The organism is Amycolatopsis arida, assembly GCF_900115565.1.
GTDB classification, from domain to species: domain Bacteria; phylum Actinomycetota; class Actinomycetes; order Mycobacteriales; family Pseudonocardiaceae; genus Yuhushiella; species Yuhushiella arida.
The window spans coordinates 13,827-38,407 of record NZ_FOWW01000002.1; the positions used below are offsets into that span (position 1 = coordinate 13,827).

The 24,581-nt window shown below is 72.4% G+C and carries 22 protein-coding genes and 2 tRNA genes; 7 read left to right on the forward strand and 17 right to left on the reverse strand.

The features are described from left to right. Positions 1-102: 102 nt before the first annotated feature. Positions 103-1,116: an NAD(P)H-dependent glycerol-3-phosphate dehydrogenase gene (locus tag BM051_RS04905; RefSeq protein WP_092528598.1), complete on the reverse strand. Its 1,014-nt coding sequence runs from the start codon at positions 1,114-1,116 to the stop codon at positions 103-105. A 4-nt stretch (positions 1,117-1,120) separates the two neighbouring features. After that, on the reverse strand, positions 1,121-1,828 hold the full coding sequence (locus BM051_RS04910) for a lysophospholipid acyltransferase family protein (RefSeq protein WP_092528600.1): 708 nt from the start codon (positions 1,826-1,828) through the stop codon (positions 1,121-1,123). Positions 1,829-1,985: 157 nt separating this feature from the next. Here BM051_RS04910 and cofC point away from each other — a divergent pair, with 157 nt between their 5' ends. The 3 genes from cofC (at position 1,986) to BM051_RS04925 (ending at position 5,881) form a co-directional block, all read left to right on the forward strand. Further along, positions 1,986-2,627 (forward strand): 2-phospho-L-lactate guanylyltransferase, encoded by a 642-nt coding sequence (gene cofC / locus BM051_RS04915; RefSeq protein ID WP_243859169.1) that lies wholly within the window; start codon positions 1,986-1,988, stop codon positions 2,625-2,627. A 99-nt stretch (positions 2,628-2,726) separates the two neighbouring features. Continuing rightward, positions 2,727-4,928 (forward strand): RNA degradosome polyphosphate kinase, encoded by a 2,202-nt coding sequence (locus tag BM051_RS04920; protein WP_177216893.1) that lies wholly within the window; start codon positions 2,727-2,729, stop codon positions 4,926-4,928. Further along, positions 4,925-5,881, forward strand: coding sequence for an NUDIX hydrolase (locus BM051_RS04925; protein ID WP_092528604.1), 957 nt, complete (start codon positions 4,925-4,927; stop codon positions 5,879-5,881). The genes BM051_RS04920 and BM051_RS04925 overlap by 4 nt, the downstream gene beginning before the upstream one ends. A 270-nt stretch (positions 5,882-6,151) precedes the next feature. On the opposite strand, the gene BM051_RS04930 is transcribed toward BM051_RS04925, so the two are convergent. From BM051_RS04930 to leuC, 3 genes are all read right to left on the reverse strand, one after another. After that, entirely contained in the window at positions 6,152-6,802 is a 651-nt protein-coding gene (locus BM051_RS04930) for an HU family DNA-binding protein (protein WP_092528606.1), read from the reverse strand. A 231-nt stretch (positions 6,803-7,033) separates the two neighbouring features. Continuing rightward, a complete protein-coding gene (leuD, locus tag BM051_RS04935; protein ID WP_092528608.1) occupies positions 7,034-7,663 on the reverse strand; it encodes a 3-isopropylmalate dehydratase small subunit in 630 nt (209 codons plus the stop codon). A 37-nt stretch (positions 7,664-7,700) separates the two neighbouring features. Continuing rightward, on the reverse strand, positions 7,701-9,116 hold the full coding sequence (gene leuC, locus BM051_RS04940) for a 3-isopropylmalate dehydratase large subunit (protein WP_092528610.1): 1,416 nt from the start codon (positions 9,114-9,116) through the stop codon (positions 7,701-7,703). Between the two features lie 113 nt (positions 9,117-9,229). On the opposite strand from leuC, the gene BM051_RS04945 reads away from it, so the two are divergent. Continuing rightward, on the forward strand, positions 9,230-9,949 hold the full coding sequence (locus tag BM051_RS04945) for an IclR family transcriptional regulator (protein WP_166677543.1): 720 nt from the start codon (positions 9,230-9,232) through the stop codon (positions 9,947-9,949). Between the two features lie 346 nt (positions 9,950-10,295). On the opposite strand, the gene BM051_RS04950 is transcribed toward BM051_RS04945, so the two are convergent. The 4 genes from BM051_RS04950 to gltX form a co-directional block, all read right to left on the reverse strand. Further along, positions 10,296-10,368: transfer RNA gene (locus tag BM051_RS04950), tRNA-Glu, on the reverse strand. A 64-nt stretch (positions 10,369-10,432) separates the two neighbouring features. Beyond that, a tRNA-Gln gene (locus tag BM051_RS04955) sits at positions 10,433-10,504 on the reverse strand. A 92-nt stretch (positions 10,505-10,596) separates the two neighbouring features. Next, positions 10,597-11,382, reverse strand: a complete 786-nt coding sequence (locus BM051_RS04960) for an HAD family hydrolase (RefSeq protein ID WP_177216894.1) — start codon at positions 11,380-11,382, stop codon at positions 10,597-10,599. An 86-nt stretch (positions 11,383-11,468) separates the two neighbouring features. Continuing rightward, positions 11,469-12,953, reverse strand: a complete 1,485-nt coding sequence (gene gltX / locus BM051_RS04965) for a glutamate--tRNA ligase (RefSeq protein WP_092528614.1) — start codon at positions 12,951-12,953, stop codon at positions 11,469-11,471. A gap of 89 nt (positions 12,954-13,042) precedes the next feature. Between gltX and BM051_RS04970 the strand changes: the two genes are divergently transcribed. Continuing rightward, entirely contained in the window at positions 13,043-14,281 is a 1,239-nt protein-coding gene (locus tag BM051_RS04970) for an FAD-dependent oxidoreductase (protein WP_092528616.1), read from the forward strand. Here the strand turns inward: BM051_RS04970 and BM051_RS04975 are convergent. From BM051_RS04975 to BM051_RS30290, 5 genes are all read right to left on the reverse strand, one after another. Then, the gene (locus tag BM051_RS04975; RefSeq protein WP_092528618.1) at positions 14,256-15,026 is read right to left on the reverse strand and encodes a fumarylacetoacetate hydrolase family protein; all 771 of its coding nucleotides are present in this window, start codon (positions 15,024-15,026) and stop codon (positions 14,256-14,258) included. The genes BM051_RS04970 and BM051_RS04975 overlap by 26 nt on opposite strands. Before the next feature lie 10 nt (positions 15,027-15,036). Beyond that, complete coding sequence (cimA, locus tag BM051_RS04980; RefSeq protein WP_092528620.1) at positions 15,037-16,662, reverse strand: citramalate synthase; 1,626 nt, start codon at positions 16,660-16,662, stop codon at positions 15,037-15,039. Between the two features lie 389 nt (positions 16,663-17,051). Then, positions 17,052-18,092: a 3-isopropylmalate dehydrogenase gene (locus BM051_RS04985; RefSeq protein ID WP_092529588.1), complete on the reverse strand. Its 1,041-nt coding sequence runs from the start codon at positions 18,090-18,092 to the stop codon at positions 17,052-17,054. A gap of 307 nt (positions 18,093-18,399) precedes the next feature. Further along, positions 18,400-19,998 carry a phosphoglycerate dehydrogenase gene (serA, locus tag BM051_RS04990; RefSeq protein ID WP_092528622.1) on the reverse strand — a complete coding sequence of 533 codons (1,599 nt, stop codon included), beginning with the start codon at positions 19,996-19,998 and terminating at the stop codon, positions 18,400-18,402. Next, on the reverse strand, positions 19,995-20,129 hold the full coding sequence (locus tag BM051_RS30290) for a hypothetical protein (RefSeq protein WP_279587009.1): 135 nt from the start codon (positions 20,127-20,129) through the stop codon (positions 19,995-19,997). The genes serA and BM051_RS30290 overlap by 4 nt, the downstream gene beginning before the upstream one ends. 225 nt (positions 20,130-20,354) lie before the next feature. On the opposite strand from BM051_RS30290, the gene BM051_RS04995 reads away from it, so the two are divergent. Further along, the gene (locus BM051_RS04995; protein WP_092528624.1) at positions 20,355-21,746 is read left to right on the forward strand and encodes an ankyrin repeat domain-containing protein; all 1,392 of its coding nucleotides are present in this window, start codon (positions 20,355-20,357) and stop codon (positions 21,744-21,746) included. A gap of 94 nt (positions 21,747-21,840) precedes the next feature. After that, on the forward strand, positions 21,841-22,584 hold the full coding sequence (locus tag BM051_RS05000; RefSeq protein WP_092528626.1) for an SDR family NAD(P)-dependent oxidoreductase: 744 nt from the start codon (positions 21,841-21,843) through the stop codon (positions 22,582-22,584). Positions 22,585-22,623: 39 nt separating this feature from the next. On the opposite strand, the gene BM051_RS05005 is transcribed toward BM051_RS05000, so the two are convergent. The 3 genes from BM051_RS05005 to ilvN form a co-directional block, all read right to left on the reverse strand. After that, on the reverse strand, positions 22,624-22,896 hold the full coding sequence (locus BM051_RS05005; RefSeq protein ID WP_092528628.1) for a DUF397 domain-containing protein: 273 nt from the start codon (positions 22,894-22,896) through the stop codon (positions 22,624-22,626). Between the two features lie 110 nt (positions 22,897-23,006). Next, a complete protein-coding gene (gene ilvC, locus BM051_RS05010) occupies positions 23,007-24,020 on the reverse strand; it encodes a ketol-acid reductoisomerase (RefSeq protein ID WP_092528630.1) in 1,014 nt (337 codons plus the stop codon). Between the two features lie 54 nt (positions 24,021-24,074). Then, complete coding sequence (ilvN, locus tag BM051_RS05015) at positions 24,075-24,581, reverse strand: acetolactate synthase small subunit (RefSeq protein WP_092528632.1); 507 nt, start codon at positions 24,579-24,581, stop codon at positions 24,075-24,077.

Here is a 24,581-nt window from a genome sequence, read left to right on the forward strand (position 1 = left end):
GGTCGATGTGACCTCGCCGCTGCGGGTAACCAGGCGTCAACACAGCGAACAGGAAACCAGCTCGCCGGCGGAGTGGTCAAACCGGTTCCACCAGGTGGGCGGTCAGGACCACTCGTGTTTGCGCTGCCGGCCGAGCAGCTCCGCACCCAGCCGCCGCGGGTCCGCGCCCTCGTGGCACACCCGGTACATCGCGTCGGTGATCGGCATGTCGACACCGAGGCCGCCGGCGAGTGCCCGGATGGACGAGCAGGACATCACGCCCTCGGCCACCTGGCCGCCGGCCGCCCGCTGCGCCTGGGCCACCGTCTCACCCCGGCCGAGCCGCTCGCCGAAGGTCCGGTTACGGGACAGCGCCGACGTGCACGTCGCCACCAGGTCCCCCACGCCGGCCAGCCCGGCGAAGGTGAGCGGGTCGGCTCCGAGCTTGCTGCCCAGCCGGGCCATCTCGGCCAGGCCGCGGGTGATGAGCGTCGCGACCGTGTTCGTGCCGAACCCGAGGCCCACGGCCATGCCGCAGCTGAGCGCGATGACGTTCTTGCACGCCCCGCCCAGTTCGCAGCCCACCACGTCGGTGTTGGTGTAGGGCCGGAAGTAGCGGCTGGAACAGGCCCGCTGGACCAGCACCGCGCGGTCGTGGTCGGCGCACGCCACCACCGCCGCCGAGGGCTGCTCCTGGGCGATCTCCCGCGCCAGGTTCGGCCCGGAGACGACCACGACCTGCTCGTCGGGCACGCCGGCGACCTCGGCGACGACCTCGCTCATCCGCTTCAGCGTGCCCAGTTCCACCCCCTTGGCGAGGCTGACCAGCGGCGCGCCGGGGGGGAGCAGCTCGCGCCAGCCGGCGAGGTTGGCCCGCAGGCTCTGGCTCGGCACGGCCAGCACCACCGCGTCGGCCCCGGCCAGCGCGGCGGCGGGGTCGGTGGTGGCGGTCAGCCGCTCCGGCAGCCGCACCCCGGTCAGGTAGGCGCTGTTGGTGTGGGCGTCCCGGATCTCCTCGGCCACCTCCGGCCGCCGTGCCCACAGGGTCACCTCCCTGCCGGCGTCGGCGAGCACCTTGGCGAACGTCGTGCCCCACGAGCCCGCGCCGAGCACGGCGATGCGCTGCAGGTCCGCCATCGCTTCAGTCCCCGCCGACGGCGCGGGGCCGGTCGGCCGGCGGCTGCTCGCCGCGGATCTCGGCCAGCAGCCGCACCACCTCGTCCATGATCAGGTCGGTCACCTCGCGCAGCGTGCCGCCGCCCACCGGCCCGCCCCGGTAGGCGGAGAGGTCGATCGGGTCACCGACCGAGTGCACCACCGTCTTGCGCGGCAGCGGGCGGAACTTCTTGTCGTAACCGTTCCAGATCCGCTCGGTGCCCCAGCGGGCGATCGGGATCACCGGGACGTCGTTCTCCAGCGCCAGCCGGGCCACGCCCGTGTAGGAGCGCTTCGGCCAGCCCGTCGGGTCCCTGGTGATGGTGCCCTCGGGGTAGATGACCACCATCTTGCCCTCGCGCAGCGCCTGGTGCGCCGCGCGCAGGCTGTCCCCGGCCTTCGACGTGCCCCGGTACACCGGGATGCCGCCGGAGCCGAGGAAGATCCGGCGGAAGATCGGGGCGCGGGCCACGCTGTCCTTCGCCAGGAACCGCGGTACCCGCTTGTGCTGGTGCACGAACACCGCGTCCACGGCGGGGTCGAGATGGGACACGTGGTTGAGCACCAGCAGCGCGGGCCCCTGCCGGGGGATCCGCTCGCCGCCCCGGTACACCCGCCGCCCCATCCAACTCAGCGGGTAGAACAGCACCGCGGCGGCGCCCACCCAGAAGCCGCCCTTCTCCCGATCGGCCAACGCTCCTCCTCCGTGTCGCTCGCCCGCTGGTTCGCCGGTGGTCGACGCCTCGCCCCGCGCCTCAGTGGGCGATCCTCCCCCGCGGCGTCGCGCGGGCCAAACAGGGGGTGCTCGAAGTCGCGGGCGCGGCCGCGACGGTTTCGGTAAAGATGGGGGCGTGGCTCGCGAGGTGGACCTGATCGTGCCGTTGAAGCCGCCGCACGCCGGCAAGTCGCGGCTGCGCGGCGTCAGCGCCAGCACCAGCGCGGTCGAGCACGCCGCGCTGGTGCTGGCGCTGGCCGCCGACACGCTCACCGCGGCCGTCACCGCGCCGGGGGTGCGCAGGGTGGTGGTCGTCGCCACCGACCCCGCCGAGCTGGCCGACCTGCGCGACCTCGACGTGGAGTTGGTCGCGGAGCCGGGCACGGCCGGCCTGAACGGGGCGCTGCGGCACGGCGCGGCGGTGCTGCGCGGCGACGACCCCGCCGGCGTGATCGCGGCGCTGCAGGCCGACCTGCCGGCGCTGCGGCCAGCCGAGCTGGCGGCAGCGCTCGGTGAGGCCGACGGCCGCAGGGCGTTCACCGCCGACCGGCACGGCACCGGCACCACCCTGCTGGTCTCCGCGCCCGGCGGCCCGCTGGACCCGCGGTTCGGCGCGGGGTCGGCGGACGCGCACGCCGCGTCGGGAGCCGTGCCGCTCGGCCTCGACGCGCCGTCGCTACGCGGCGACGTGGACACCCCCGGCGACCTCGACCACGCCCGCGCGCTCGGCCTCGGCCGGCACACCGCCGCGTTGCTGGGCGTGCCGAGGGCGGCCTGACGTGATGGACACCACCCCCGGCAGCGAGTGGCGGGTGATTTCACCCGCGGTCCTCCTCGACACGGGCGGCGGGCGGCCGGTGTGCGGAACAATGGGCACGTGACCAGCGACGAGAGCTCCCCAGCACCACCAAGGTCCACCCCGGGCGACACCCGGCGGACCACCGTGGGCAACGGCCGCGCCCAGGAGATCCACGCCGTGCCGTCGGCGCCGCCCGCGGTGACCGCCGCCACCCCCGGCGCCGACACCCTGCCCGACGACCGGTACTTCAACCGCGAGCTGTCCTGGCAGGACTTCAACACCAGGGTGCTCGCGCTGGCCGAGGACGCCTCCCAGCCACTGCTCGAGCGGGCGAAGTTCCTCGCCATCTTCTCGTCCAATCTGGACGAGTTCTACATGGTCCGGGTGGCCGGGCTGAAGCGCCGACACGAGACCGGGCTGTCCGTGCGCAGCGCCGACGGGCTGACCCCGCGGGAGCAGCTGGCCTACATCGCCAAGCGCAACCAGGACCTGGTGGAGCGGCTGACCGAGGCGTTCGAGGGGCACGTCCGGCCGGCGCTGGCCGCCGAGGGGATCCGGATCGTCTGCTGGTCCGATTTGGATCCGGCCGACCAGGTCCGGCTCTCGGCGTTCTTCACCGAGCAGATCTTCCCGGTGCTCACCCCGCTGGCGGTGGACCCGGCGCACCCGTTCCCCTACATCTCCGGCCTGTCGCTCAACCTCGCGGTGACCGTGCGCGACCCCGCCGGCGGCACCGAGCGGTTCGCCAGGGTGAAGGTGCCGAACAACGTGCCGCGGCTGATCCGGATCGAGCAGCAGCGGCAGAGCGAGACCGCCACGTTCCTGCCGCTGGAGGAGCTGATCGCCGCGCACCTCGGCGATCTGTTCACCGGCATGGAGGTCACCGAGCACCACGTCTTCCGGGTCACCCGCAACGCCGACTTCGAGGTCGAGGAGGATCGCGACGAGGACCTGCTGCAGGCGCTGGAACGCGAGCTGGCGCAGCGCCGGTTCGGCCCACCCGTGCGGCTGGAGGTCGCGCCGGACATGAGCGAGCACATGCTCGAGCTGCTGCTGCGCGAGCTGGAGGTCGACCCGCACGACGTGGTGGCGGTGCCCGGGCTGCTCGACCTGGGCTGCCTGCACCAGCTGAGCGCGGTGGACCGCAAGGAGCTGAAGGACCCGCCGTTCGTGCCGGCCACCCACCCGGCTTTCGGCGAGCGGGAGACGCCGAAGAGCGTGTTCGCCACCCTGCGGGAGGGCGACGTGCTGGTGCACCACCCGTACGACTCGTTCTCCACCAGCGTGCAACGGTTCATCGAGCAGGCCGCGGCCGACGACAAGGTGCTGGCGATCAAGCAGACGCTGTACCGCACCTCGGGCGACTCGCCGGTCGTGGACGCGCTGATCGACGCCGCGCACTCCGGCAAGCAGGTGGTGGCGCTGGTGGAGATCAAGGCCAGGTTCGACGAGCAGGCCAACATCGCCTGGGCGCGCACCCTGGAGCGGGCTGGGGTGCACGTGGTCTACGGGCTGGTCGGGTTGAAGACGCACTGCAAGGTGGCCATGGTGGTGCGGCAGGAGGGCTCGACCATCCGCCGCTACTGCCACATCGGCACCGGCAACTACAACCCGAAGACCGCCCGGCTGTACGAGGACATGGGACTGCTGACCGCCGACCCGGCCATCGGGGCCGACCTGACCGACCTGTTCAACGTCCTGACCGGCTACTCCCGGCAGGACACCTACCGCAACATCCTCACCTCACCCAACGGCATCCGCCGCGGCATCCTCCGGCTGATCTCCGAGGAGATGGCGCACGCGGCGGCGGGGACACCGGCCGGCATCCGGATCAAGTGCAACTCGCTGGTCGACGAGCAGATCATCGACGCGCTCTACCACGCGTCGCTCGCCGGCGTCGGAGTCGACATCGTGGTGCGCGGCATCTGCTCGCTCAAGCCGGGCGTGCCGGGACTGAGCGAGAACATCCGGGTGCGCTCGATCCTGGGCCGGTTCCTGGAGCACTCGAGGGTGTTCCACTTCCGTGGCGGCAACAGCTACTGGATCGGCAGCGCGGACCTGATGCACCGCAACCTGGACCGGCGGGTCGAGGCCATGGTTCGGGTGAAACACCCGAACCTCGCCGCGCAGCTGGACGAGGTGTTCGACTCCGCACTCGACCCGGCCACCCGGTGCTGGGTGCTCACCGCCACCGGTGAGTGGGCACCGTCCCCAGCGGACGGCTCGACGGTGCGCGACCACCAGGTCGAGCTGATCGCCAAGCACAGGGCGGCCGGATGACCGGCGGCGGTTCCCGGCCGGAGGTCCGCGCGGCCGGCGCGGTGCTGTGGCGGCCCGCGGCGGGCGGCCCCGAGGTGGCGGTGGTGCACCGGCCGCGCTACGACGACTGGTCACTGCCCAAGGGCAAGCTGGATCCCGGCGAGACGGCGCCGGTGGCGGCGGCGCGCGAGGTGGCGGAGGAGACCGGCTTCCGCGCGGTGCTGGGCCGCTACCTGTGGCGCGTGGAGTACGACGTCGCCGATGCCCGCAAGACGGTGGACTACTTCGCCGCGCGGTCCGGCGGCGGGAGGTTCACGCCCAACGAGGAGGTCGACGAGCTGCGCTGGCTGCCGGCCGACCGGGCGGACGCGGCGCTGACGCACGCCGGCGACGTGGCCGTGCTGCGGGCGTTCCGCGCGCTGCCCGCCGAGCTGACCACCCTGCTGCTGGTGCGGCACGCCAAGGCCGGCAAACGGGAGGAGTGGACCGGCGACGACGACCTGCGGCCGCTGTCCGACGCCGGGCTCCGGCAGGCGGCGGCGCTGCGCGTGCTGGTGCGGCCGTTCGAGCCTGACCGGGTGTTCGCCGCGCCGCGGCTGCGGTGCGTGCAGACCGTGCGGGGCGTCGCGGAGGACCTCGGCGTGGAGATCCGGCACGAGCCGTTGCTCGGCGAGGAGGGGTACTGGAAGGACCCGGTGCTCGGGGTGGCCCGGCTGCTCGCGATCGTCGCCGACGGCGGCACGCCGGTGGTGTGCAGCCAGGGCGGGGTGATCCCGGACGTCGTCGCCACCCTGGCCGAGCGGGACGGCGTGGCGCTGCCCGCCGCCAAGCCGGGAACGGCCGGCAAGCCGGTGGCGAGCAAGAAGGGCTCCGTGTGGTTGCTGTCCTTCCGGCAGACCCCGGAGGGCCCCCGACTGGTGGACGCGTCCTACTTCCCCAGCCCCCTCCCGTCCCCCGTCCCCGCCCGCCCCTGACAACCCCCGGGTCCGACGGACGCGACCCCGCGACGATGTGTCCGCGGCCTGTGTACGTGTGTCCGCGGTCTGTGTACGGGTGTCCGCGCCGTGCGGCGGGATTACCCGATCGTGGAGCGCGGACACGGCAGGAACCGCCGTGTTGGCCGGCCGCGTCGCCGGGTGGGGCGCCACGGCTCGACAGTGGACCCCGTGCGGAACGGAAGGCTTCTGAACGCGGTGGGGCCCCCGCGCGGCACGCGGGGGCCCCCCGAGTAGCGGGTCGGGTCGCTACTTCTTCTTCTTGGCGGCGGAGGTCGTCTTCTTCGCCGTCGACTTGGCCGCGGTGCTCTTGGCCGCGGTCTTCGGTGCCGCCTTGGCGGTCGTCTTCTTGGCCGCGGTGGTCTTCGCCGCGGTCTTCGGCGCCGCCTTGGTCGCGGTCTTGGTCGTCGACCTCGGGGCGGCCTTCGCCGTACGGCTCGCGGTGGTACCCCGAGTCGTGCTGGTGGCACGAGTGCGGGTGGTGGTGCTGCGAGTCGTGCTCGGACGGCTCGCCGTCGCCCGGCTCGCGGCGGTGCGCGTGCTGGTGCCGCGCGACGCCGTGGTGCCGGTGCTACGCGAGGCGGCCGTGGACCGCTTCGTGGCGGTCGCCTTCGGCAGCTTCTTCGCGCCGCTCACCACGTCCTTGAAGGTGGTCCCGGCGCGGAACGCCGGCACGTTGGTCTTCTTGACCTTCACGGTCTCACCGGTGCGCGGGTTGCGCGCCGTGCGGGCGGCCCGCGCCCGCTTCTCGAACACCCCGAATCCGGTGATGTTCACCTTCTCGCCCTTGTTGACCGTCCGGATGATGATGTCGACGAGGCCGTCGACCGCTTCCGACGCAACCTTTTTGTCGCCCAGGCGCTCCGACAGCGCCTCGATCAGCTGGGCCTTGTTGGCCATCCCAGTCCTCCACGAAGAACTACTTGTCCCACGGCCACGTCGGCCGACTTGCGCACACGGTATTACCAATGGCGCACAAATTCCAAACGGCACGCGGAAGTTTTCCTTGCCGGAGGCGGATCTTCCGCCTCCCGAGGGATGCCCCGGGGCGGTCCCGGGGTGCCGTCCGGTGTGGGGCTCGCGGCCGGTGGGCGGGCCCGGAATTCCTTGCTGAGCAGGGAATCCTTGTCCCTACCCGCCGGTACGAACCGGGGTTCCGGTGGTGCCGGGGGCGGGGGTGGTCACCGGAAGCCAGCTCGGCCGGGTGGTCTCGAACGCGTCGATCGCGTCCGCGTGTCGCAGGGTGAGGGCGATGTCGTCGAGGCCCTCCAGCAGTCGCCAGCGGGTGTAGTCGTCGATGGCGAAGGAGGTGACGAAGTCCTTGACCCTGACGGTCTTCTCGGCGAGGTCCACGGTGACCTCCGTGCCGGGCTCGTTCTCCAGGATCTTCCACAGCAGCTCGACGTCGGACTGCTCGCACTGGGCGGCCAGCAGGCCCTGCTTGCCCGAGTTGCCCCGGAAGATGTCGGCGAACCGGGACGAGATGACGACCCGGAAGCCGTAGTTCATCAGGGCCCAGACGGCGTGCTCGCGGGACGAGCCGGTGCCGAAGTCGGGGCCGGCGACGAGCACGGTGCCCCGGCGGAACGGCTCCTGGTTGAGCACGAAGTGCTCGTCGGAGCGCCAGGCGGCGAACAGTCCGTCCTCGAACCCGGTCCGGCTGACCCGCTTGAGGTAGACCGCCGGGATGATCTGATCGGTGTCCACGTTGGACCTGCGCAGCGGGACGCCGACGCCGGTGTGTGTGGTGAACGGCTCCATGGGGTGAACTCCTCGTGGGGGTGGCTGGACGGTCGGCTCAGGTCAGGTCGTCGGGCGAGGAGAGCGTGCCGCGCACCGCCGTGGCGGCCGCCACGAGCGGCGACACGAGGTGGGTGCGCCCGCCCTTGCCCTGCCGGCCCTCGAAGTTGCGGTTGGAGGTGGAGGCGCTGCGCTCGCCCGGCCTCAGCTGGTCGGGGTTCATGCCGAGGCACATCGAGCAGCCGGCCTGCCGCCACTCGGCACCGGCCTCGGTGAAGACCTTGTCCAGGCCCTCGGCCTCGGCCGACTGGCGGACCCGCATCGACCCGGGGACGACGAGCATCCGGACGCCGTCGGCGACCCTGCGTCCGCGCAGCACCTCGGCCGCCGCGCGCAGGTCCTCGATCCGGCCGTTCGTGCACGAGCCGAGGAAGACGGTGTCGACCGCGACGTCCCGCAGCGGCGTGCCCGGCTTCAGATCCATATAGGACAGGGCCTTCTCGGCGGCCAGCCGCTCGGTCTCGTCGGGGATGTCGGCGGGGTCGGGCACCCGCTCGCCGAGCGGCAGTCCCTGCCCGGGGTTGGTGCCCCAGGTCACGAACGGGGTCAGCGCGCCGGCGTCCAGGTGCACCTCGGCGTCGAACCGGGCGTCGTCGTCGGTGCGCAGCTCGCGCCACGCGACCAGCGCGGCGTCCCATTCGGTGCCCGAAGGGGCGTGCGGGCGGTCCTTGATGTAGGCGAAGGTGACCTCGTCGGGGGCGATCATGCCGGCGCGGGCGCCCGCCTCGATGGACATGTTGCAGATCGTCATCCGGGCCTCCATCGACAACGACTCGATCGCGCTGCCCCGGTACTCCAGGACGTAGCCCTGCCCGCCGCCGGTGCCGATCTTGGCGATGACCGCGAGGATGACGTCCTTGGCGGTGACGCCGGGCCGCAGCCGGCCGTCGACGTTGATCGCCATGGTCCTGAACGGGCGCAGCGGCAGGGTCTGGGTGGCGAGCACGTGCTCGACCTCGGAGGTACCGATGCCGAACGCCATCGCGCCGAACGCGCCGTGGGTCGAGGTGTGGCTGTCGCCGCACACCACGGTCATCCCCGGCTGGGTCAGGCCGAGCTGCGGGCCGATGACGTGCACGATGCCCTGCTCCGCGTCGCCCATGGGGTGCAGCCGGACACCGAACTCGGCGCAGTTGCGACGCAGCGTCTCCACCTGGGTGCGCGAGACGGGGTCGGCGATCGGCAGCTCGATGTCGACGGTGGGGACGTTGTGGTCCTCGGTGGCGATCGTGAGGTCGGGGCGGCGCACGCGCCGGCCGGCCAGCCGCAGCCCGTCGAACGCCTGCGGGCTGGTGACCTCGTGGATGAGGTGCAGGTCGATGTAGAGCAGGTCGGGCTCGTCGCCCTTCCCGCGGCGCACCGTGTGCGCGTCCCACACCTTCTCCGCCAACGTGCGGCCCTGGGTGGTGGCCATCAGGGCTCCTCTCGGGATCGTTCGGGTTGTCGCGACGAACGGGCGCCCTGGACCGGGCCGAGGTTCGTCCCAAGATCTGGACTTCCCAAAGTTCGGGAATATAGTATCGCTTCGTGAGACAGCATAGCTCGACGAACCAGCACAGCGGTATCGGTGTCCTGGACAAGGCGGTGGCGGTGTTGCATGCCGTCGCGGAGGATCCGTGCGGGCTCGCGGAGCTGTGTACCCGGACGGGCCTGCCGAGGGCGACCGCGCACCGGCTCGCGGTGGGGCTCGAGGTGCACCGGTTGCTACGGCGGGGCGCGGACGGCCGGTGGCGGCCGGGCGCGGCGTTGGCGGAGCTGGCCGGGGGGACGACGGACCCGTTGCTCGACGCGGCGAGCGCGGTGTTGCCGAAGCTGCGGGACATCACCGGGGAGAGCGTGCAGCTGTACCGGCGGGACGGGATGCAGCGGGTGTGTGTGTCCACCGCGGAGCCGCCGAGCGGGCTGCGGGACACGGTGCCGGTGGGGGCGCGGCTGCCGATGACGGCGGGGTCGGGCGCGAAGGTGCTGGCCGCGTGGGCGGATCCGCACACGCAGCGGGCGCTCCTGGTGGACGCGGTGTACGGAGAGCGGACGTTGCTGGAGGTGCGCCGGCGAGGGTGGGCGCAGAGCGTGGCGGAGCGGGAGCCGGGCGTGGCGAGCGTGTCCGCCCCGGTGCGGGACTCCGGTGGGACGGTGATCGCGGCGGTGTCGGTGTCGGGCCCGGTGGAGCGGATCGGCCGCAAGCCCGGCGGCAGGTGGGCCGCCGACCTACTGGCCGCCGCCGAGGCCCTACAAGAACGCCTCTAGCCCCCGCCCCCAGCCCGGCTGCACGCCCCAGCGGGCAGCACGCGACGCGGACGCGGCAAACACGACGCCGCAAACGGCAAACACCCGAACACAGACCGCGGACACGCGTACACAGACCGCGGACACGCGTACACAGACGGCGGACACGTGTACACAGATCGCGGACACAGCTTCCCGGCGCGGGTCAGTCAACCCGGGCGTGGAACTCGCGCCCACCGAACGGGACCACAGGATGGGGGTCCGGGGGTGTGCCCCCGGCAGGGGGTGTGGGGGCTTGGCCCCCACAGGACACAACGGAAGAGCCCCGTCTGCGCTTTCCGCAGACGGGGCTCTCCCAGCTCTTACGTACCCCCGATGGGATTCGAACCCACGCTACCGGCGTGAGAGGCCGGCGTCCTAGGCCGCTAGACGACGGGGGCTTGTCGTGGTGACTTGCCTTTGTTGCGAGAGAGAACTTACCAGAGGCGGTTGCGCCCTCCGCAGCTGGGGTACCAGGACTCGAACCTAGACTAACTGAACCAGAATCAGTCGTGCTGCCGATTACACCATACCCCAACGGTGACACCGTTCTGGTGAGCTTCCGGAGCGGCACCGCCGGATGGAAATACTAGACCACCCCGTCCGGGGGCGGTCAGCCGCCCCCGAGCTCAGCGCGGCGCGGGCACGCCGACCCTGGCGAACTCGCAGACCAGCAGCTCGGGAAGCTCGGCGAGGCTGTGGATCGCGTGGACGCCGGTGGGCAGGTCACCGGGGGTGCCGGCGCGGTCGAGCCAGATGCCACCGAGCCCGGCGTCGCGGGCGCCGACGGCGTCGGTGTCCAGTTTGTCGCCGACGTGGGCGGCTTCGGACGGAGCGCAGCCGAGCGCGAGGCACACCGTGTGGAACATCACCGGATCGGGTTTGGCCACGCCCAGCTCGCCGGCGATGGCGACGTAGTCGAAGAACCGGGCGAGGCCGAGGTCGGCGAGCTTCGCCCGCTGGTGGACGCCGGAGGCGTTGGTCACGGCGGCGAGCTGGACGCCGGCGGCCTGGAGCCAGTCGAGGCAGGGCAGCACGTCGTCGAACAGCCGCCAGGACCGGCGGAGCAGCTCCTTGCGACGGGACTCGAAGGCGAGCACGTCGGCGAGCTCGGCGTACACCCCGAGCTCCTCGAGGAAGCAGCGGGTGCGCCGGGGGTGCATGTCGGCGTAGTCGAGCTCGCCGGCGACGACCCTGGCGACGTGCTCGTCGGTGATGCGCTCCCAGAGGGGCCACATGTCGGTCCTGCCGATCAACGCGGCCAGCGCGCGGCGTCCCGCGGCGGTGAAGTCGATCAACGTGTCGTCGATGTCGAGGCAGACCAGGCGGAGGACGGGGGGACTCCATGGTCCGGGTGGCTCGAGCCGGGTGTCGACGGTTTGCGGTGCTGTCGGGGAGGCGAGCGCAAATTCCACCCAGCGAGGCTAGGGCACTTTTGGCCGTACCGATTCGACTGACGAGGTGATTACGGCTGCTCTCTTTCGGTGCGTGAGGTCTACGCTCAGTTGCCCGGCAGGGCGCGACGCAGCCGTCCGAGGGACCGGTCCCGGCCGAGCAGCTCCATCGACTCGTACAGCGGCGGGGACACCGTGCGCCCGGTCACCGCCACCCGGACGGGGGCGAAAGCCTTGCGGGGCTTGAGTCCCAACCCGTCGACGAGCGCGGTCTTGAGCGCCTGCTCGATGGTGGCGGTCTCCCAACTCGAGAGCGCCTCGAGTGCCTCGATGGCGGCGCGCAGCACGGCCTCGGCGTCGGGACCGAGCGCCTTGGCGGCGGAAGATTCTTCCGGGGCGAAGGAATCCTCGTCGGCGAACAGGAAGCGGAGCATCTCGACGGCGTCGGAGAGCACGGTGACCCGCTCCTGCACCAGCGGCGCGATCGCGCGCAGCGTCGCGAGCTGGTTCGCGCTGGGCTCGACGGGCAGCACCCCGGCGGCGGTGAGGTGGGGCGTGACCCGCTCGACGAAGTCGGCGGTGTCCAGCGCGCGGATGTGCGTGGCGTTGATCGCCTCGGCCTTCTTCAGGTCGAACCGGGCGGGGTTGGCGCTCACCCGACTGATCTCGAACGCCTCGACCAGCTCGTCCACCCCGAAGACGTCGCGGTCGTCGGCGATGGACCAGCCGAGCAGGGCCAGGTAGTTCAGCAGTCCCTCGCGGACGAACCCGCGGTCACGAAGGTGAAAAAGATTCGAAGAGGGGTCTCGTTTGGACAGTTTCTTGTTGCCCTCCCCCAGCACGTAGGGGAGGTGGCCGAACTCGGGCACGAAGTCGGCGACGCCGATCCGGCGCAGCGCCCGGTACAGGGCGACCTGCCGGGGGGTCGAGGGCAACAGGTCCTCGCCGCGCAGCACGTGGGTGATCCGCATGAGCGCGTCGTCGACCGGGTTGGTCAGGGTGTACAGCGGGTCGCCGTTGGCCCGCACCAGCACGGGGTCGGGGATGCTGCCGGCCGGGAAGCTGATCTCGCCGCGCACCAGGTCGGTCCACCCGAGGTCCTCGTCCGGCATGCGCAGCCGCAGCACCGGGCTGCGCCCCTCCGCGCGGAAGGCCGCCTTCCGCTCCTCGGTGAGGTCGCGGTCGGCGTTGTCGTAGCCCAGCTTCGGGTCCTGACCGGCGGCCCGGCGCCGCGCCTCGACCTCCTCGTTGGTGGAGAACGCCTCGTACAGCTCGCCCGCCTCGAGCAGCCGCGCGGCGACGTCGGCGTAGATCTCGCGGCGCAGGCTCTGCCGGTACGGCCCGTACTCCCCGCCGACCTCGGGGCCCTCGTCCCAGTCCAGGCCGAGCCAGCGCAGCGCCTCCAGCAACGACCGGTACGACTCCTCGGTGTCGCGCGCGGCGTCGGTGTCCTCGATCCGGAACACGAGCGTCCCGCCATGATGGCGGGCGAAGGCCCAGTTGAACAGCGCCGTGCGGATCAGCCCCACGTGCGGGGTTCCGGTCGGCGAGGGGCAGAAGCGGGCGCGAACTTCGGTGGGCGTCTCAGTCATGGCTCGATCAGCCTATCCGCTTGACCGGAGGTCACTGGGCGGGCATGGTGTATTTATTCAACACAGGATGAAAACTGTGGGAGACCACGATGAGCGAGCGCACGACCTGCGTCGTCGCCGGGGGTGGACCGGCCGGCATGGTGCTCGGCCTGCTGCTGGCCAGGGCCGGCGTCGAGGTGACCGTCCTCGAGAAACACGCCGACTTCCTGCGCGACTTCCGCGGCGACACGGTGCACCCGACGACCATCGACCTCCTGGACGAGCTGGGCCTCGGCAAGAGGTTCGCCGCGCTGCCGCAGAGCAGGCTCGACAAGGTGACCTTCCCGATGCCCGACGGCGGCGAGCTGGTGGTGGGCGACCTGCGCCGGCTCGACGTGCCGCACCCGTACATCGCGATGGTGCCGCAGTGGGACTTCCTGGACCTGCTGGCCGACGCGGCCCGCGCGGAGCCGACCTTCACGCTGCGGATGAACACCGAGGTCACCGACCTGCTCCGGGAGCGCGGCGCGGTGCGCGGGGTGCGCTGTCGGACCCGCGACGGCACCGAGGGCGAGCTGCGCGCCGACCTGACCGTCGGCGCCGACGGCCGGTGGTCGCTGGTCCGGCGGCGGTCCGGGCTGCGGCCGAAGGAGGCACCGGTGCCGTTCGACGTGTGGTGGTTCCGGCTTCCCCGGCGGGAGAGCGACCCGGCCGGGATGCTCATGCCGGCCATGCGGAACCGGCAGTTCGCCGTGGTGATCCCGCGCGAGGGCTACTACCAGATCGCCTACATCGGCGCGAAGGGTGCCGACGCCGGGCTGCGCGCCGAGGGGATCGCCTCGTTTCGGGCCCGGATCGCGCGGCTGATGCCGGCGCTGGCCGACCGGGTGGACGCCCTGGAGTCGATGGACGACGTCAAACACCTGGACGTCCGGATGAACCGGCTCCGCCGGTGGCACGCCGACGGGGTGCTGTGTCTCGGCGACGCGGCACACGCGATGTCGCCGCTCGGCGGGGTGGGCATCAACCTGGCGGTGCAGGACGCGGTGGCCGCGGCGCACCTGCTCGCCGAGCCGCTGCGCGCGGGCCGGCTCACCGGCGCGGACCTCGCGAAGGTCCACAGGCGACGGTGGCTGCCGACGGTCGCCGTGCAGGGCCTGCAGCGGCTGCTGCACCGGGTGATCGTCGAGCCGGTGATGGCCGGCCGCAGGGAGGGCCCGCCGCGGCCGCTGGTGCGCCTGCTCGGTGCCGTGCCGAAGCTCAGCTTCGTGCCGGCCTACCTGATCGGGGTGGGCGTCCGACCCGAGCGCGCGCCCGCGTTCGCTAGGCGGCCCCCACCGGGTTGCTGAGCGTGCCGATTCCCTCGATCGTGACCGACACGGTCTGTCCGACGGCCATCGGACCGACTCCCTCGGGGGTGCCGGTGAGGATGACGTCGCCGGGCAGCAGGGTCATCACCCCGGAGACGAACTCGACCAGCTCGGGGATCTTGTGCACGATCGCCGAGGTGCGGGCGTCCTGCCTGACCTCGCCGTCCAGCTCGGTGCGCAGCGCCAGGTCGCTCGGGTCGACCGCGGTCTCGATCCACGGTCCGAGTGGGCAGAAGCTGTCGTAGCCCTTCGCCCTGCCCCACTGGCCGTCCGCCTTCTGCTGGTCCCTGGCGGTGACGTCGTTGGCCACCGTGTAGCCGAGGATCGCCCCGGGCGCCTGCGCCGCAGTCACGTTCCGCACCGGCTGGCCGATCACCACGGCCAGCTCGCCCTCGAAGTCCACCCGGTTCGAGCTGGGCGGCAGCTTGATCGCGGCGTTGGGCCCGGTCACGCTGGTCGACGGCTTGAGGAAGATCATCGGCTCGGCCGGGACCTCGTTGCCGAACTCGCCGGCGTGCGCCGCGTAGTTGCGGCCGACCGCGACCACCTTCGTCGGCAGGATCGGGGCGAGCAGCCGGACGTCGGCCAGCGGCCAGCGCTTGCCGGTGAAGTTGGGCTGGCCGAAGGGGTGCTCGGCGATCTCCAGGACCTGGGCGTCGGGGCCGTCGCCCTCGACCGCGGCGAACGCGACGCCACCGGAATGTGCCACTCGTGCCAATCGCATGGACCCGAATCTACACACGCGGGGTGCGCAGGCTCTTGTGCACCAGCGCGTCGCACAGGGCCAGCCAGCTCGCCTCCACGATGTTCTCGTGCACGCCCACCGTGGTCCACTCCCGCTCGCCGTCGGAGGACTCGACGAGCACCCGGGTCACCGCGTCGGTCCCGGGGTGGCCCGCCAGGATGCGCACCTTGTAGTCGGACAGCTCCACGCTGTCCAACCACGACAGATGGGGGGACAGCGCGCTGCGCAGCGCGGCGTCCAGCGCGTGCACCGGTCCGTTGCCCTCGGCGGTGGCGATCACCCGCTGCCCGGCGACGTGCACCTTGACCGTCGCCTCCGAGGTGACCGCGCCGTCCGCGCGGTGGTCGAGCACCACCCGGTAGGACTCCAGCACGAACGGCGGCTCGTCCAGCACGTCCCGGTCCGGCCCGACCACCTCCCGGCGCAGCAGCAGCTCGAGCGAGGCGTCGGCGGCCTCGAAGGACCAGCCCTCGGCCTCCAACCGCTTCACCTTCCGCACGGCGCTGGTGAGCGCCTCGGGTTGGCCGGCGAGGTCGACCCCGAGCTCACGTCCCTTGAGCTCGAGGCTCGCCCTGCCGGCCATCTCGGTGACCAGCACCCGCATGTCGTTGCCGACGGTGGCCGGATCGATGTGGTTGTACAGCAACGGATCCACCTTGATCGCGCTCGCGTGCAACCCCGCCTTGTGGGCGAAGGCCGACGCCCCGACGTAGGCCTGGTGGGTGTCGGGGGCGAGGTTGGCGATCTCGGCAAGGGCATGGGAGACGCGGGTGAGCTCGGCGGCGCCCCCGGTGGGGAGCACCGGCATGCCGAGCTTGGTCACCAGGTTCCCCGCCACGGCGAACAGGTCGGCGTTGCCGGCCCGCTCGCCGTAGCCGTTCGCGGTGCACTGCACGTGTGTCGCGCCGGCCTGCACGGCCGCGACGCTGTTGGCGACCGCGCACGCGGTGTCGTCCTGGCAGTGGATGCCGAGGCGCAGTCCCGTGCGCGCGGCGACGTCGCGCACGGTGTCGGCCAGTTGCAGCGGCAGCTGCCCGCCGTTGGTGTCGCACAGCACCAGGACGTCGGCACCGGCCTGCCCGGCCGCGTCGAGCACGCGCAGCGCGGTGTCCGGGTCGAAGGCGTAGCCGTCGAAGAAGTGCTCGGCGTCGAGGAAGACCCGCCGGCCCTCGCCGACGAGGAAGGCGACGGTGTCGCGGACCATGGCGCAGGCCTCGGCGACGTCCACCCGCAGCGCGCGCTCGATGTGCCGGCGGTCCGATTTGGCCACCAGCGTCACCACCGGGGCGCGCGAGTCCAGCAGCGCCCGCACCTGCGGATCCGCGGCGGCCGCGGTGTCCGCCCTGCGGGTCGCGCCGAACGCGACCAGTACCGCGTGCTTGAGCGCGAGCTCGCCGGTCGCGGCGCGGGCGAAGAACTCGGTGTCCTTGGGCAGCGCGCCGGGCCAGCCGCCCTCGATGAAGCCCACCCCCAGCTCGTCCAGCAGGCGGGCGACGGCGAGCTTGTCGGTCACCGAGTAGGAGATGCCCTCCCGCTGAGCTCCGTCCCGCAGCGTCGTGTCGTAGAGGTGGAAGTCGTCGCCGAGCGGGGTGTCGACGGGTTCCGTGCGGTTCACGGGTCTCTCCTGGTGGTGGGTTCGCCTGCCAAACAAAAAGACCCCCCGCGGATGCGAGAGGTCTGCGCGCCGGGAGCTGGAGGCTCTACCCGGCGCGCCCGCCGATAATGATCACGGCAAAGGAAGTCATGTGCCGCATCATGCCACACCCCCTCCCGGCCTTCCACGGCCTGGGCGGAACTTCCCACGATCCGGGCACGCCCCACTGGCCGCCCTCATGGCCACCCAGGCCCCCTTGGTGGTGCCCACCCGTCTCCCACCACCCGAACGGAGACGCAGCGCGTCGCCGTGCACACACAACGCTCCCCCACCGCGCGGGCTTCGCCGTGGTCGCGCGGCGGGGCCCAACGGAGGCCCTGGTGGCAAGCCGGTCCGGTGAGGGGATCGGGTCAGGCGACCGGGCGGGCGTTGGACGACACCAGCGCGGCCAGCCGGTCGCCGATGGCCTGGGTGGTGCCCGGCGAGGACTGGTCACGGGTGGCGAGGTCGAAGGCCACCGACGCCTCGATCCGCCGCGCGGCCTCCTTCTGCCCGAGGTGGTCGAGCAGCAGCGACACCGAGAGCACCGCGGCGGTCGGGTCGGCCTGGTTCTGCCCGGCGATGTCCGGCGCGCTGCCGTGCACCGGCTCGAACATGCTCGGGTTGCGCCGGGTGATGTCCAGGTTGCCGCTGGCGGCGAGGCCGATGCCACCGGTCACCGCGGCGGCGAGGTCGGTGATGATGTCGCCGAACAGGTTGTCGGTCACCATCACGTCGAACCGGGACGGATCGGTCACCAGGTGGATGGTGGCGGCGTCCACGTGGGAGTAGGCGACGGTCACGTCCGGGTGCTCGAGCGAGACCTCCTCCACGATGCGCGACCACAGCGAGCCGGCGTACTCCAGCACGTTGGTCTTGTGCACCAGGGTGAGATGCCTGCGCGGCCGGGCCTGGGCGCGCTGGAACGCGTCGGTGACCACCCTGCGGACCCCGAAGGCGGTGTTGACGCTCACCTCGGTCGCGATCTCGTGCTCGGTGTCCTTGCGCAGCAGACCACCGTTGCCGGCGTAGGGGCCCTCGGTGCCCTCCCGGACCACCACCATGTCGACCTCGCCGGGCTCGGCCAGCGGGCCGCGCACGCCCGGGTAGAGCCGGGCCGGCCGCAGGTTCACGTGGTGGTCCAGCTCGAACCGAAGCCGCAGCAGCAGGCCGCGCTCGAGGATGCCGCTGGGCACCGTCGGATCGCCGACCGCGCCGAGCAGGATCGCGTCGTGCTGGCGGAGCTCGCTCAGCACCGATTCGGGAAGCAGCTCGCCGGTGGCATGCCACCTGGCGGCGCCGAGGTCATAGTTGGTGATCTCCGCGCTCGGCGCTACCTCACCGAGCACCTTGAGCGCCTCGGTGACCACTTCGGGCCCGATCCCGTCACCGGGGATCACCGCGAGCCGCATCCACACACCTCCGTCGATCGGGGACCGGAGTTCCGGATGCCCCATCTGCCACAAACTCCAGCCACGGCAGGTTACCGGCCGTCGACGACCCACCGAAGCAGCACCACCCTTACGCCGGATCATCCCGCGGTCCGAGACACCCAAAAGTGTCAGTTTGGTGCCCGAGGGTTGCGCCAACCGGGCGATGCGGCCCGAACGCGGTGCTCCGGCGGCCACCGCCGGAGCACCGGTCGGGGCGGCGGCGCGGCCGGTGGAGTCCCGGGCACGGGTCCCGGGACTCCACTATGGAGGCGACAGGGGCGGCAGGTCACCCGAACGTGACCGCGCGGATGGTCCGAGCGCCCACCGAGGCACCGATCGGCTCGAGCATGTGCGCGTCCACCGCCCGGTCCACCCGGAGCAGCATGACCGCGTCGGTCCGGTCGGTGGTCTGGCTGATCTGCGCGGCCTCGATGTTGATGCCCGCCTCGCCGAGCAGGGTGCCGACCCGGCCCATGATCCCCGGCCGGTCCGGATACTCCAGCAACAGCAGGTGGCCCTCGGCGCGCAGATCGAAGTGCCGACCGTTGACCTCGATCAGCTTCTGCACCTCGTCCTTGCCGGTGACCGCGCCGGACACCGACAGCGTGGTGCCGTCGGCGTGCACCGCGCGCACGGTCACCTCACTGCGGTAGTTGCGGCTCTCCGGCTCGGTGACCAGCTCCACGCCCACGCCGAGCTCCTCGGCCAGCCGCGGCGCGTTCACGAACGTGACCTGGTCCTCGACCACCCCGGAGAACGCGCCGCGCAGCGCGGCCAGCGGCAGCACGCTGACGTCCTCGGTGGACAGCTCGCCGCGGACCACGACGGTGATCGACGCGGGCGCGCTGGCGCTGAACGCCGACAGCACGGTGCCGAGCTTCTGGGCGAGCGGCAGGTACGGCCGCACCTCCTCGCCCACGGTGCCGCCACCGGCCACGTTCACCGCGTCGGGTACGAAGTCACCGCGCAGCGCGAGCAGCACCGAGAAGGCCACGTCGGTGCCGGCCCGGTCCTGCGCCTCGGCGGTGGAGGCGCCCAGGTGCGGCGTCACCACGACGTTGGGCAGCTCGAACAGCGGGCTCGACGTCGTCGGCTCGGTCTCGAACACGTCGACCCCGGCGCCGCCGACGTGCCCCTCGGCGATCGCCTTGGCCAGCGCGACCTCGTCGACCAGGCCGCCACGAGCGGCGTTGACGATGATCACGCCGGGCTTGGTCCTCGCCAGCGCGGCGGCGTCGATCAGCCCCTTGGTCTCCGGGGTCTTCGGCAGGTGGATGGAGATGAAGTCGGCGCGGGCGAGCAGCTCGTCGAGGTCGACCAGCTCGATGCCGAGCTGCGCGGCACGCTGCGCCGAGACGTACGGGTCGTAGGCGATGATCGTGGTGCCGAACCCGGCCAACCGCTGGGCGAACAGCTGACCGATCTTGCCGAGCCCGACCACACCCACCGTCTTGCCCTGCAGCTCGACGCCGGCGTAGGCGCTGCGCTTCCACTCCCCGCCGCGCAGGCTCTGGTCGGCGGCCGGAACCCGGCGGGCCACCGCGAGCAGCAGCGCGACCGCGTGCTCGGCGGCCGACACGATGTTCGAGGTGGGCGCGTTGACCACGAGCACGCCGCGCGCGGTGGCGGCCGGCACGTCCACGTTGTCCAGCCCCACGCCGGCCCGCGCGACCACCTTGAGCCGGCTCGTGGCACCGAGCACCTCGGCGTCGACCTTGGTGGCCGAGCGGACGAGCAGCGCGTCGGCGTCGCGCACCGCGGACAGCAGCGCGGAACGGTCCGTGCCGTCCACGTGCCGGACCTCGACCTCCTCGCCGAGCACGCTGAGCACGGAAGGGGCGAGCTTCTCGGCGATGAGTACCACCGGTTTGCTGGGCACGGTCACGATTGCGGCTCCACTGCGATCACGGGGTCATTGGCGGCGAGGGGGCCGAGCCCGCCGGTGGCGGCGAGGAAGGCCGTCGATGCTCGGGTGCCGGCGCCGGGGCCGGCCACCTCGACCGGCCGGAAGAACACACCCTCACCCACGCCGACCGGTCACGACGATGTGCCCGGACCCGCCGCAGTTTAGTCCGCGCGGTGGCCACCCGAACGGGCGCCCGGTATGCTCGCACCCGCGCGGCCGGGGCCGCGTCCCGTCCGCGGGAAGGGCCGAGCCCACCCCGTTCTCCTCGACCAGGCACCACCCTTCTTTCCCGCCCGGTGCTCGCGGACCACGGGCGTGACGGGAAGGAAGTGGTCATGTCACTACCCACCGCCGCCAGTCTCGAGCAGCTGCGCAAGCGCGCCAAGGAGCTCCTGCGCGCCGCCCGCGCGGGGGATGTCGCCGCGCTGCGCCGGATCGCCGCGCACCACCGCCGGCCGGCGGAGGTGCCGAAGCTCGCCGAGGCCCAGCTGGTGATCGCCCGCGAGCACGGCTTCCCGAGTTGGGCCCGGTTGCGATCCTATGTGGAGCGGTTGGAGCGGTTCGGGCCGGCGCTGCGGCACGCCTACCGTGCCGATCTCGACTACTACGCCGAGCGGGCCGTCGGCCTGCTGGCCTCGGCCGAGGACGGTACGGCGGAGGCGCTCGCCGCGTTCGCCGCCGCGGAGGCACCGCTGACCAGGGCCGGCGCCCGTGCCGTGGTCGCCGGGCAGCACGGCTTCGCGTCGTGGGCCGAGCTGCGCCGCCACGTGGCCGGGCTGGCCACCGGCGGGGAGCCGTTCGCCCGGGCCTACCGGGCAGTCGAGGCACACGACGTGGACGGGCTCGCCGAGCTGCTCGACCGGTTTCCGGAGCTGGTCACGGCCAGCGGCACCAACGGCAACGACCTGCTGGGGATGGCCACGGCCACCTGCGACGAGCGGCTGGTCCGGCTCCTGCTGGGCCGCGGCGCCGACCCGGCCCACGCCAACGACCACGGCTGGACCGCCCTGCACGGGGCCGCCTACGCGGGCCGGCCCGCGCTGGCCCTGCCGATGATCGAGGCGGGTGCGCCGATGGCCGCCTCGGCGCGGGGTGACGGCGGCACCCCGCTGGTCGTCGCGCTGTTCTGGGGGCACCGGGAGGCCGCCGAGTTGCTGGCCGAGCACGGGACGCACCCGGGCAACCTACGGGTCGCCGCCGGCCTCGGCCGGGTGGAGATGATCGAGCGGCTGGTGGCGCCGGACGGGCGGCTGACCCCGGAGGCCGGGGCGCACCGTGGCTTCTACCGGCCGCACAGCGGTTTCCCCGCCTGGCGCCCCTCGGACGATCCGGCGGAGGTCAGGGACGAGGCGTTGACCTGGGCGGCCCGCAACGACCGGCCCGACGCGGTGGACCTCCTGGTGCGGCGGGGCGCCCGGGTCGAGGCGGACGTCTACCGGGGCACCGCGCTGGTGTGGGCGGCGGCGTGCGGCCGCGTCGGCGCGGTGCGGCGGCTGCTCGAGCTCGGCGCGGACCCGAACCGCCGGGGCACGTTCGGCGGGCCGACGCACGGGCTCGGGGTGACGGCGCTGCACCTGGCCGCGCAGAACGACGCGCTGCCGGTGATCCGGCTGCTGCTGGCCGCCGGAGCGGACCCGACCGTGCGGGACGAGCTCCACGACGGAACGCCGGCCAGCTGGGCCGAGCACTTCGGCAACCCTGCCAGCGCTGAGTTGTTGAGTGTTTAACTAGATGTCCGAAAGGTGCCGGCGAGGCGCGGGCGCCCCGGCTTGGATCGATCCCGTGAACGTCACGTCATACCGAGACGACAGGGAGATCGCGATGACCGGGGAGCTCGACGGCAAGGTGGCAGTGGTGACCGGTGGCAGCAGGGGGATCGGCGCGGCGATCGCGCTCCGCCTCGCCGAGCACGGGGCCGACGTGGTGATCACCTACCAGCACAGCGCCGACGCCGCGGGCACCGTGGTGGCGGCGGTCGAGGCCCGCGGCAAGCGGGCGTTGGCCGTCCGCGCCGACAGCGGTGACCCCACCGCCGTCGCCGAGGCGGTGGAGACGGCCGCGGCGGAGTTCGGCCGGCTGGACATCCTGGTGAACAACGCCGGCGTGGGCATACTGGGGCCGCTCGGATCGCTGGCGGTCGCCGACATCGACCGCGCCCTCGCGGTCAACGTGCGGGCCCCGCTGGTGGCGGCGCAGGCCGCGACACGGCACATGGGTGAGGCCGGGCGGATCATCAGCATCGGCAGCTGCGTCGGCGAGCGGACCCCGGGTCCCGGCGTCGCGCTCTACGCGCTGAGCAAGACGGCGCTGACCGGGATGACCAGGGGCCTCGCGCGGGAGCTCGGGGACCGTGGCATCACGGCGAACGTGGTGCACCCCGGTCCGGTGGACACCGACATGAACCCGGCGGACGGGCCGGGTGCCGACCACCAGCGGGCCGGCACCGCCCTCGGCCGCTACGCCCGCCCGGCCGAGATCGCGGCGACCGTCGCGTACCTGGCCGGTCCCGATGGCAGCTACGTCACCGGCGCGACCATCGCCGTGGACGGTGGCTGGACCGCCTGACGGCGGGGTGGCCGGAGCGCGGGACCCACCCGCCGAGTGTCACCAGGGTTCGTCGAACTCGCCGTCCCGAACGCCGGCGAGGAAGGCGTCCCACTCGGCGGGGGTGAACACCAGCACCACGCCGTCGGGCTCGGAGGACTTGCGCATGGCGACGTAGGTAACGCCGTCGGTGTGCGGCACGAACGCGTACTCGACGGCGTCCTCGAGGGTTTCCCCCTCGGGCTCGGCGCGCTGCCACTCGGCCTTGCTCAGGTCCAACTCGTGCCGGATGTGGGCCTTGTCGTCGACCGGCCGGGCGGGTTGCTCGCTCATGTGACCCACCGTATCCACCCCACCACCCCACCACCAAGACCCACCCCCCGCATGCCATGAAGGCCACCGAGCGCGCTGACGGTGGCCTTCATGGCGGGTGGGGCGAACGATCAGGCGGTCTCGGTGATCGGGCGGTCCACCCAGGACATCAGGCCGCGCAGCTTCCCGCCGACCTCCTCGATCGGGTGCGCCGCGCCCTTCTCCTGCAACGCGCGGTAGTTGGGTCGGCCGGCCTCGTCCTCGCCGACCCACTCCCTGGCGAACGTGCCGTCCTGGATCTCGCCGAGGATCCTCCTCATCTCGGCCTTCACCTGGTCGTTGATCACTCGAGGGCCGCGGGTGAGGTCGCCGTACTCGGCCGTGTCCGAGATCGAGTACCGCATCCGGGCGATGCCGCCCTCGTACATCAGGTCGACGATGAGCTTCAGTTCGTGCAGGCACTCGAAGTACGCCACCTCGGGGGCGTAGCCGGCCTCGGTGAGCGTCTCGAAGCCGGCCTGCACCAGCGCCGTGGCACCACCGCAGAGCACGGCCTGCTCGCCGAAGAGGTCGGTCTCGGTCTCCTCGGTGAACGTCGTCCTGATGACCCCGGCCCTGGTGCCGCCGATGCCCTTGGCGTAGGAAAGGCCCAGCGCCAGCGCCTCGCCGGTGGCGTCCTGCTCCACCGCGACCAGCGCCGGTACGCCCTTGCCGTCGACGAACTGGCGGCGCACCAGGTGCCCCGGCCCCTTCGGCGCCACCATGATGACGTCCACATCGGATGGCGGCTTGATCAGGTCGTAGCGGATGTTGAAGCCGTGCCCGAAGAACAGCGCGTTGCCGGACTCGAGGTTGGGCGCGATGTGCTCGGCGTAGATGTGCCGCTGCGCGGTGTCCGGCGCCAGGATCATGATCACGTCGGCCTCGGCGGCGGCCTCGGCGACGGTGCGGACCGGCAGCCCCTCCTCCTCGGCCTTGACCCGGGACTTCGACCCTTCCGGCAGCCCGATGCGGACGTCGACCCCGGAGTCGCGCAGGCTCAGGGCGTGCGCGTGGCCCTGGCTGCCGTATCCGATGACGGCCACCTTGCGGGCCTGGACGAGGCCGAGGTCGGCGTCGTCGTCGTAGAAGATTTCGGCTGGCATGAGGGGTGGTTACTTCCTTTCGGTTTCGATGGGCGGGAACGGTGGCGCGCCGCCTCAGCGCGTCCCGCTGGCGGTGATCGACCGGGCGCCCCGGCCGACCGCGACCATGCCGGACTGCACCAGCTCACGCACGCCGTAGGGCTCCAGCATGCGCAGCAGCGCGTTGATCTTGTCGGCGGTCCCCGTCGCCTCGATGGTCAGCGCCTCCGGGGACACGTCGACCACCTTGGCCCGGAACAGCTGGACGGTCTCGAGCACCTGACTGCGCACGGTGGCGTCCGCCCTGACCTTGACCAGCAGCAGCTCGCGCTGCACCGAGCTGGCCGGGTCCAGCTCAACGATCTTGATGACGTTCACCAGCTTGTTGAGCTGCTTGGTCACCTGCTCCAGCGGGAGTTCCTCGACGGCGACCACGATCGTCATCCGGGACACCTCGGGGTTCTCGGTCGGCCCCACGGCGAGGGACTCGATGTTGAACCCGCGGCGGGAGAACAGGCCGGAGACCCGGGCGAGCACGCCGGGGACGTTCTCCACCAGGACGCTCAGCGTGTGTGTCGACAT

Bases quoted from the DNA above. Each gene is read 5' to 3' on its own strand.
- BM051_RS04905 (WP_092528598.1), bottom strand. From the start codon at position 1,116: ATGGCGGACCTGCAGCGCATCGCCGTGCTCGGCGCGGGCTCGTGGGGC.
- BM051_RS04925 (WP_092528604.1), top strand. From the start codon at position 4,925: ATGACCGGCGGCGGTTCCCGGCCGGAGGTCCGCGCGGCCGGCGCGGTG.
- BM051_RS04930 (WP_092528606.1), bottom strand. From the start codon at position 6,802: ATGGCCAACAAGGCCCAGCTGATCGAGGCGCTGTCGGAGCGCCTGGGC.
- leuD (WP_092528608.1), bottom strand. From the start codon at position 7,663: ATGGAGCCGTTCACCACACACACCGGCGTCGGCGTCCCGCTGCGCAGG.
- leuC (WP_092528610.1), bottom strand. From the start codon at position 9,116: ATGGCCACCACCCAGGGCCGCACGTTGGCGGAGAAGGTGTGGGACGCG.
- gltX (WP_092528614.1), bottom strand. From the start codon at position 12,953: ATGACTGAGACGCCCACCGAAGTTCGCGCCCGCTTCTGCCCCTCGCCG.
- BM051_RS04970 (WP_092528616.1), top strand. From the start codon at position 13,043: ATGAGCGAGCGCACGACCTGCGTCGTCGCCGGGGGTGGACCGGCCGGC.
- BM051_RS04975 (WP_092528618.1), bottom strand. From the start codon at position 15,026: ATGCGATTGGCACGAGTGGCACATTCCGGTGGCGTCGCGTTCGCCGCG.
- BM051_RS04985 (WP_092529588.1), bottom strand. From the start codon at position 18,092: ATGCGGCTCGCGGTGATCCCCGGTGACGGGATCGGGCCCGAAGTGGTC.
- BM051_RS04995 (WP_092528624.1), top strand. From the start codon at position 20,355: ATGTCACTACCCACCGCCGCCAGTCTCGAGCAGCTGCGCAAGCGCGCC.
- BM051_RS05000 (WP_092528626.1), top strand. From the start codon at position 21,841: ATGACCGGGGAGCTCGACGGCAAGGTGGCAGTGGTGACCGGTGGCAGC.
- BM051_RS05005 (WP_092528628.1), bottom strand. From the start codon at position 22,896: ATGAGCGAGCAACCCGCCCGGCCGGTCGACGACAAGGCCCACATCCGG.
- ilvC (WP_092528630.1), bottom strand. From the start codon at position 24,020: ATGCCAGCCGAAATCTTCTACGACGACGACGCCGACCTCGGCCTCGTC.
- ilvN (WP_092528632.1), bottom strand. From the start codon at position 24,581: ATGTCGACACACACGCTGAGCGTCCTGGTGGAGAACGTCCCCGGCGTG.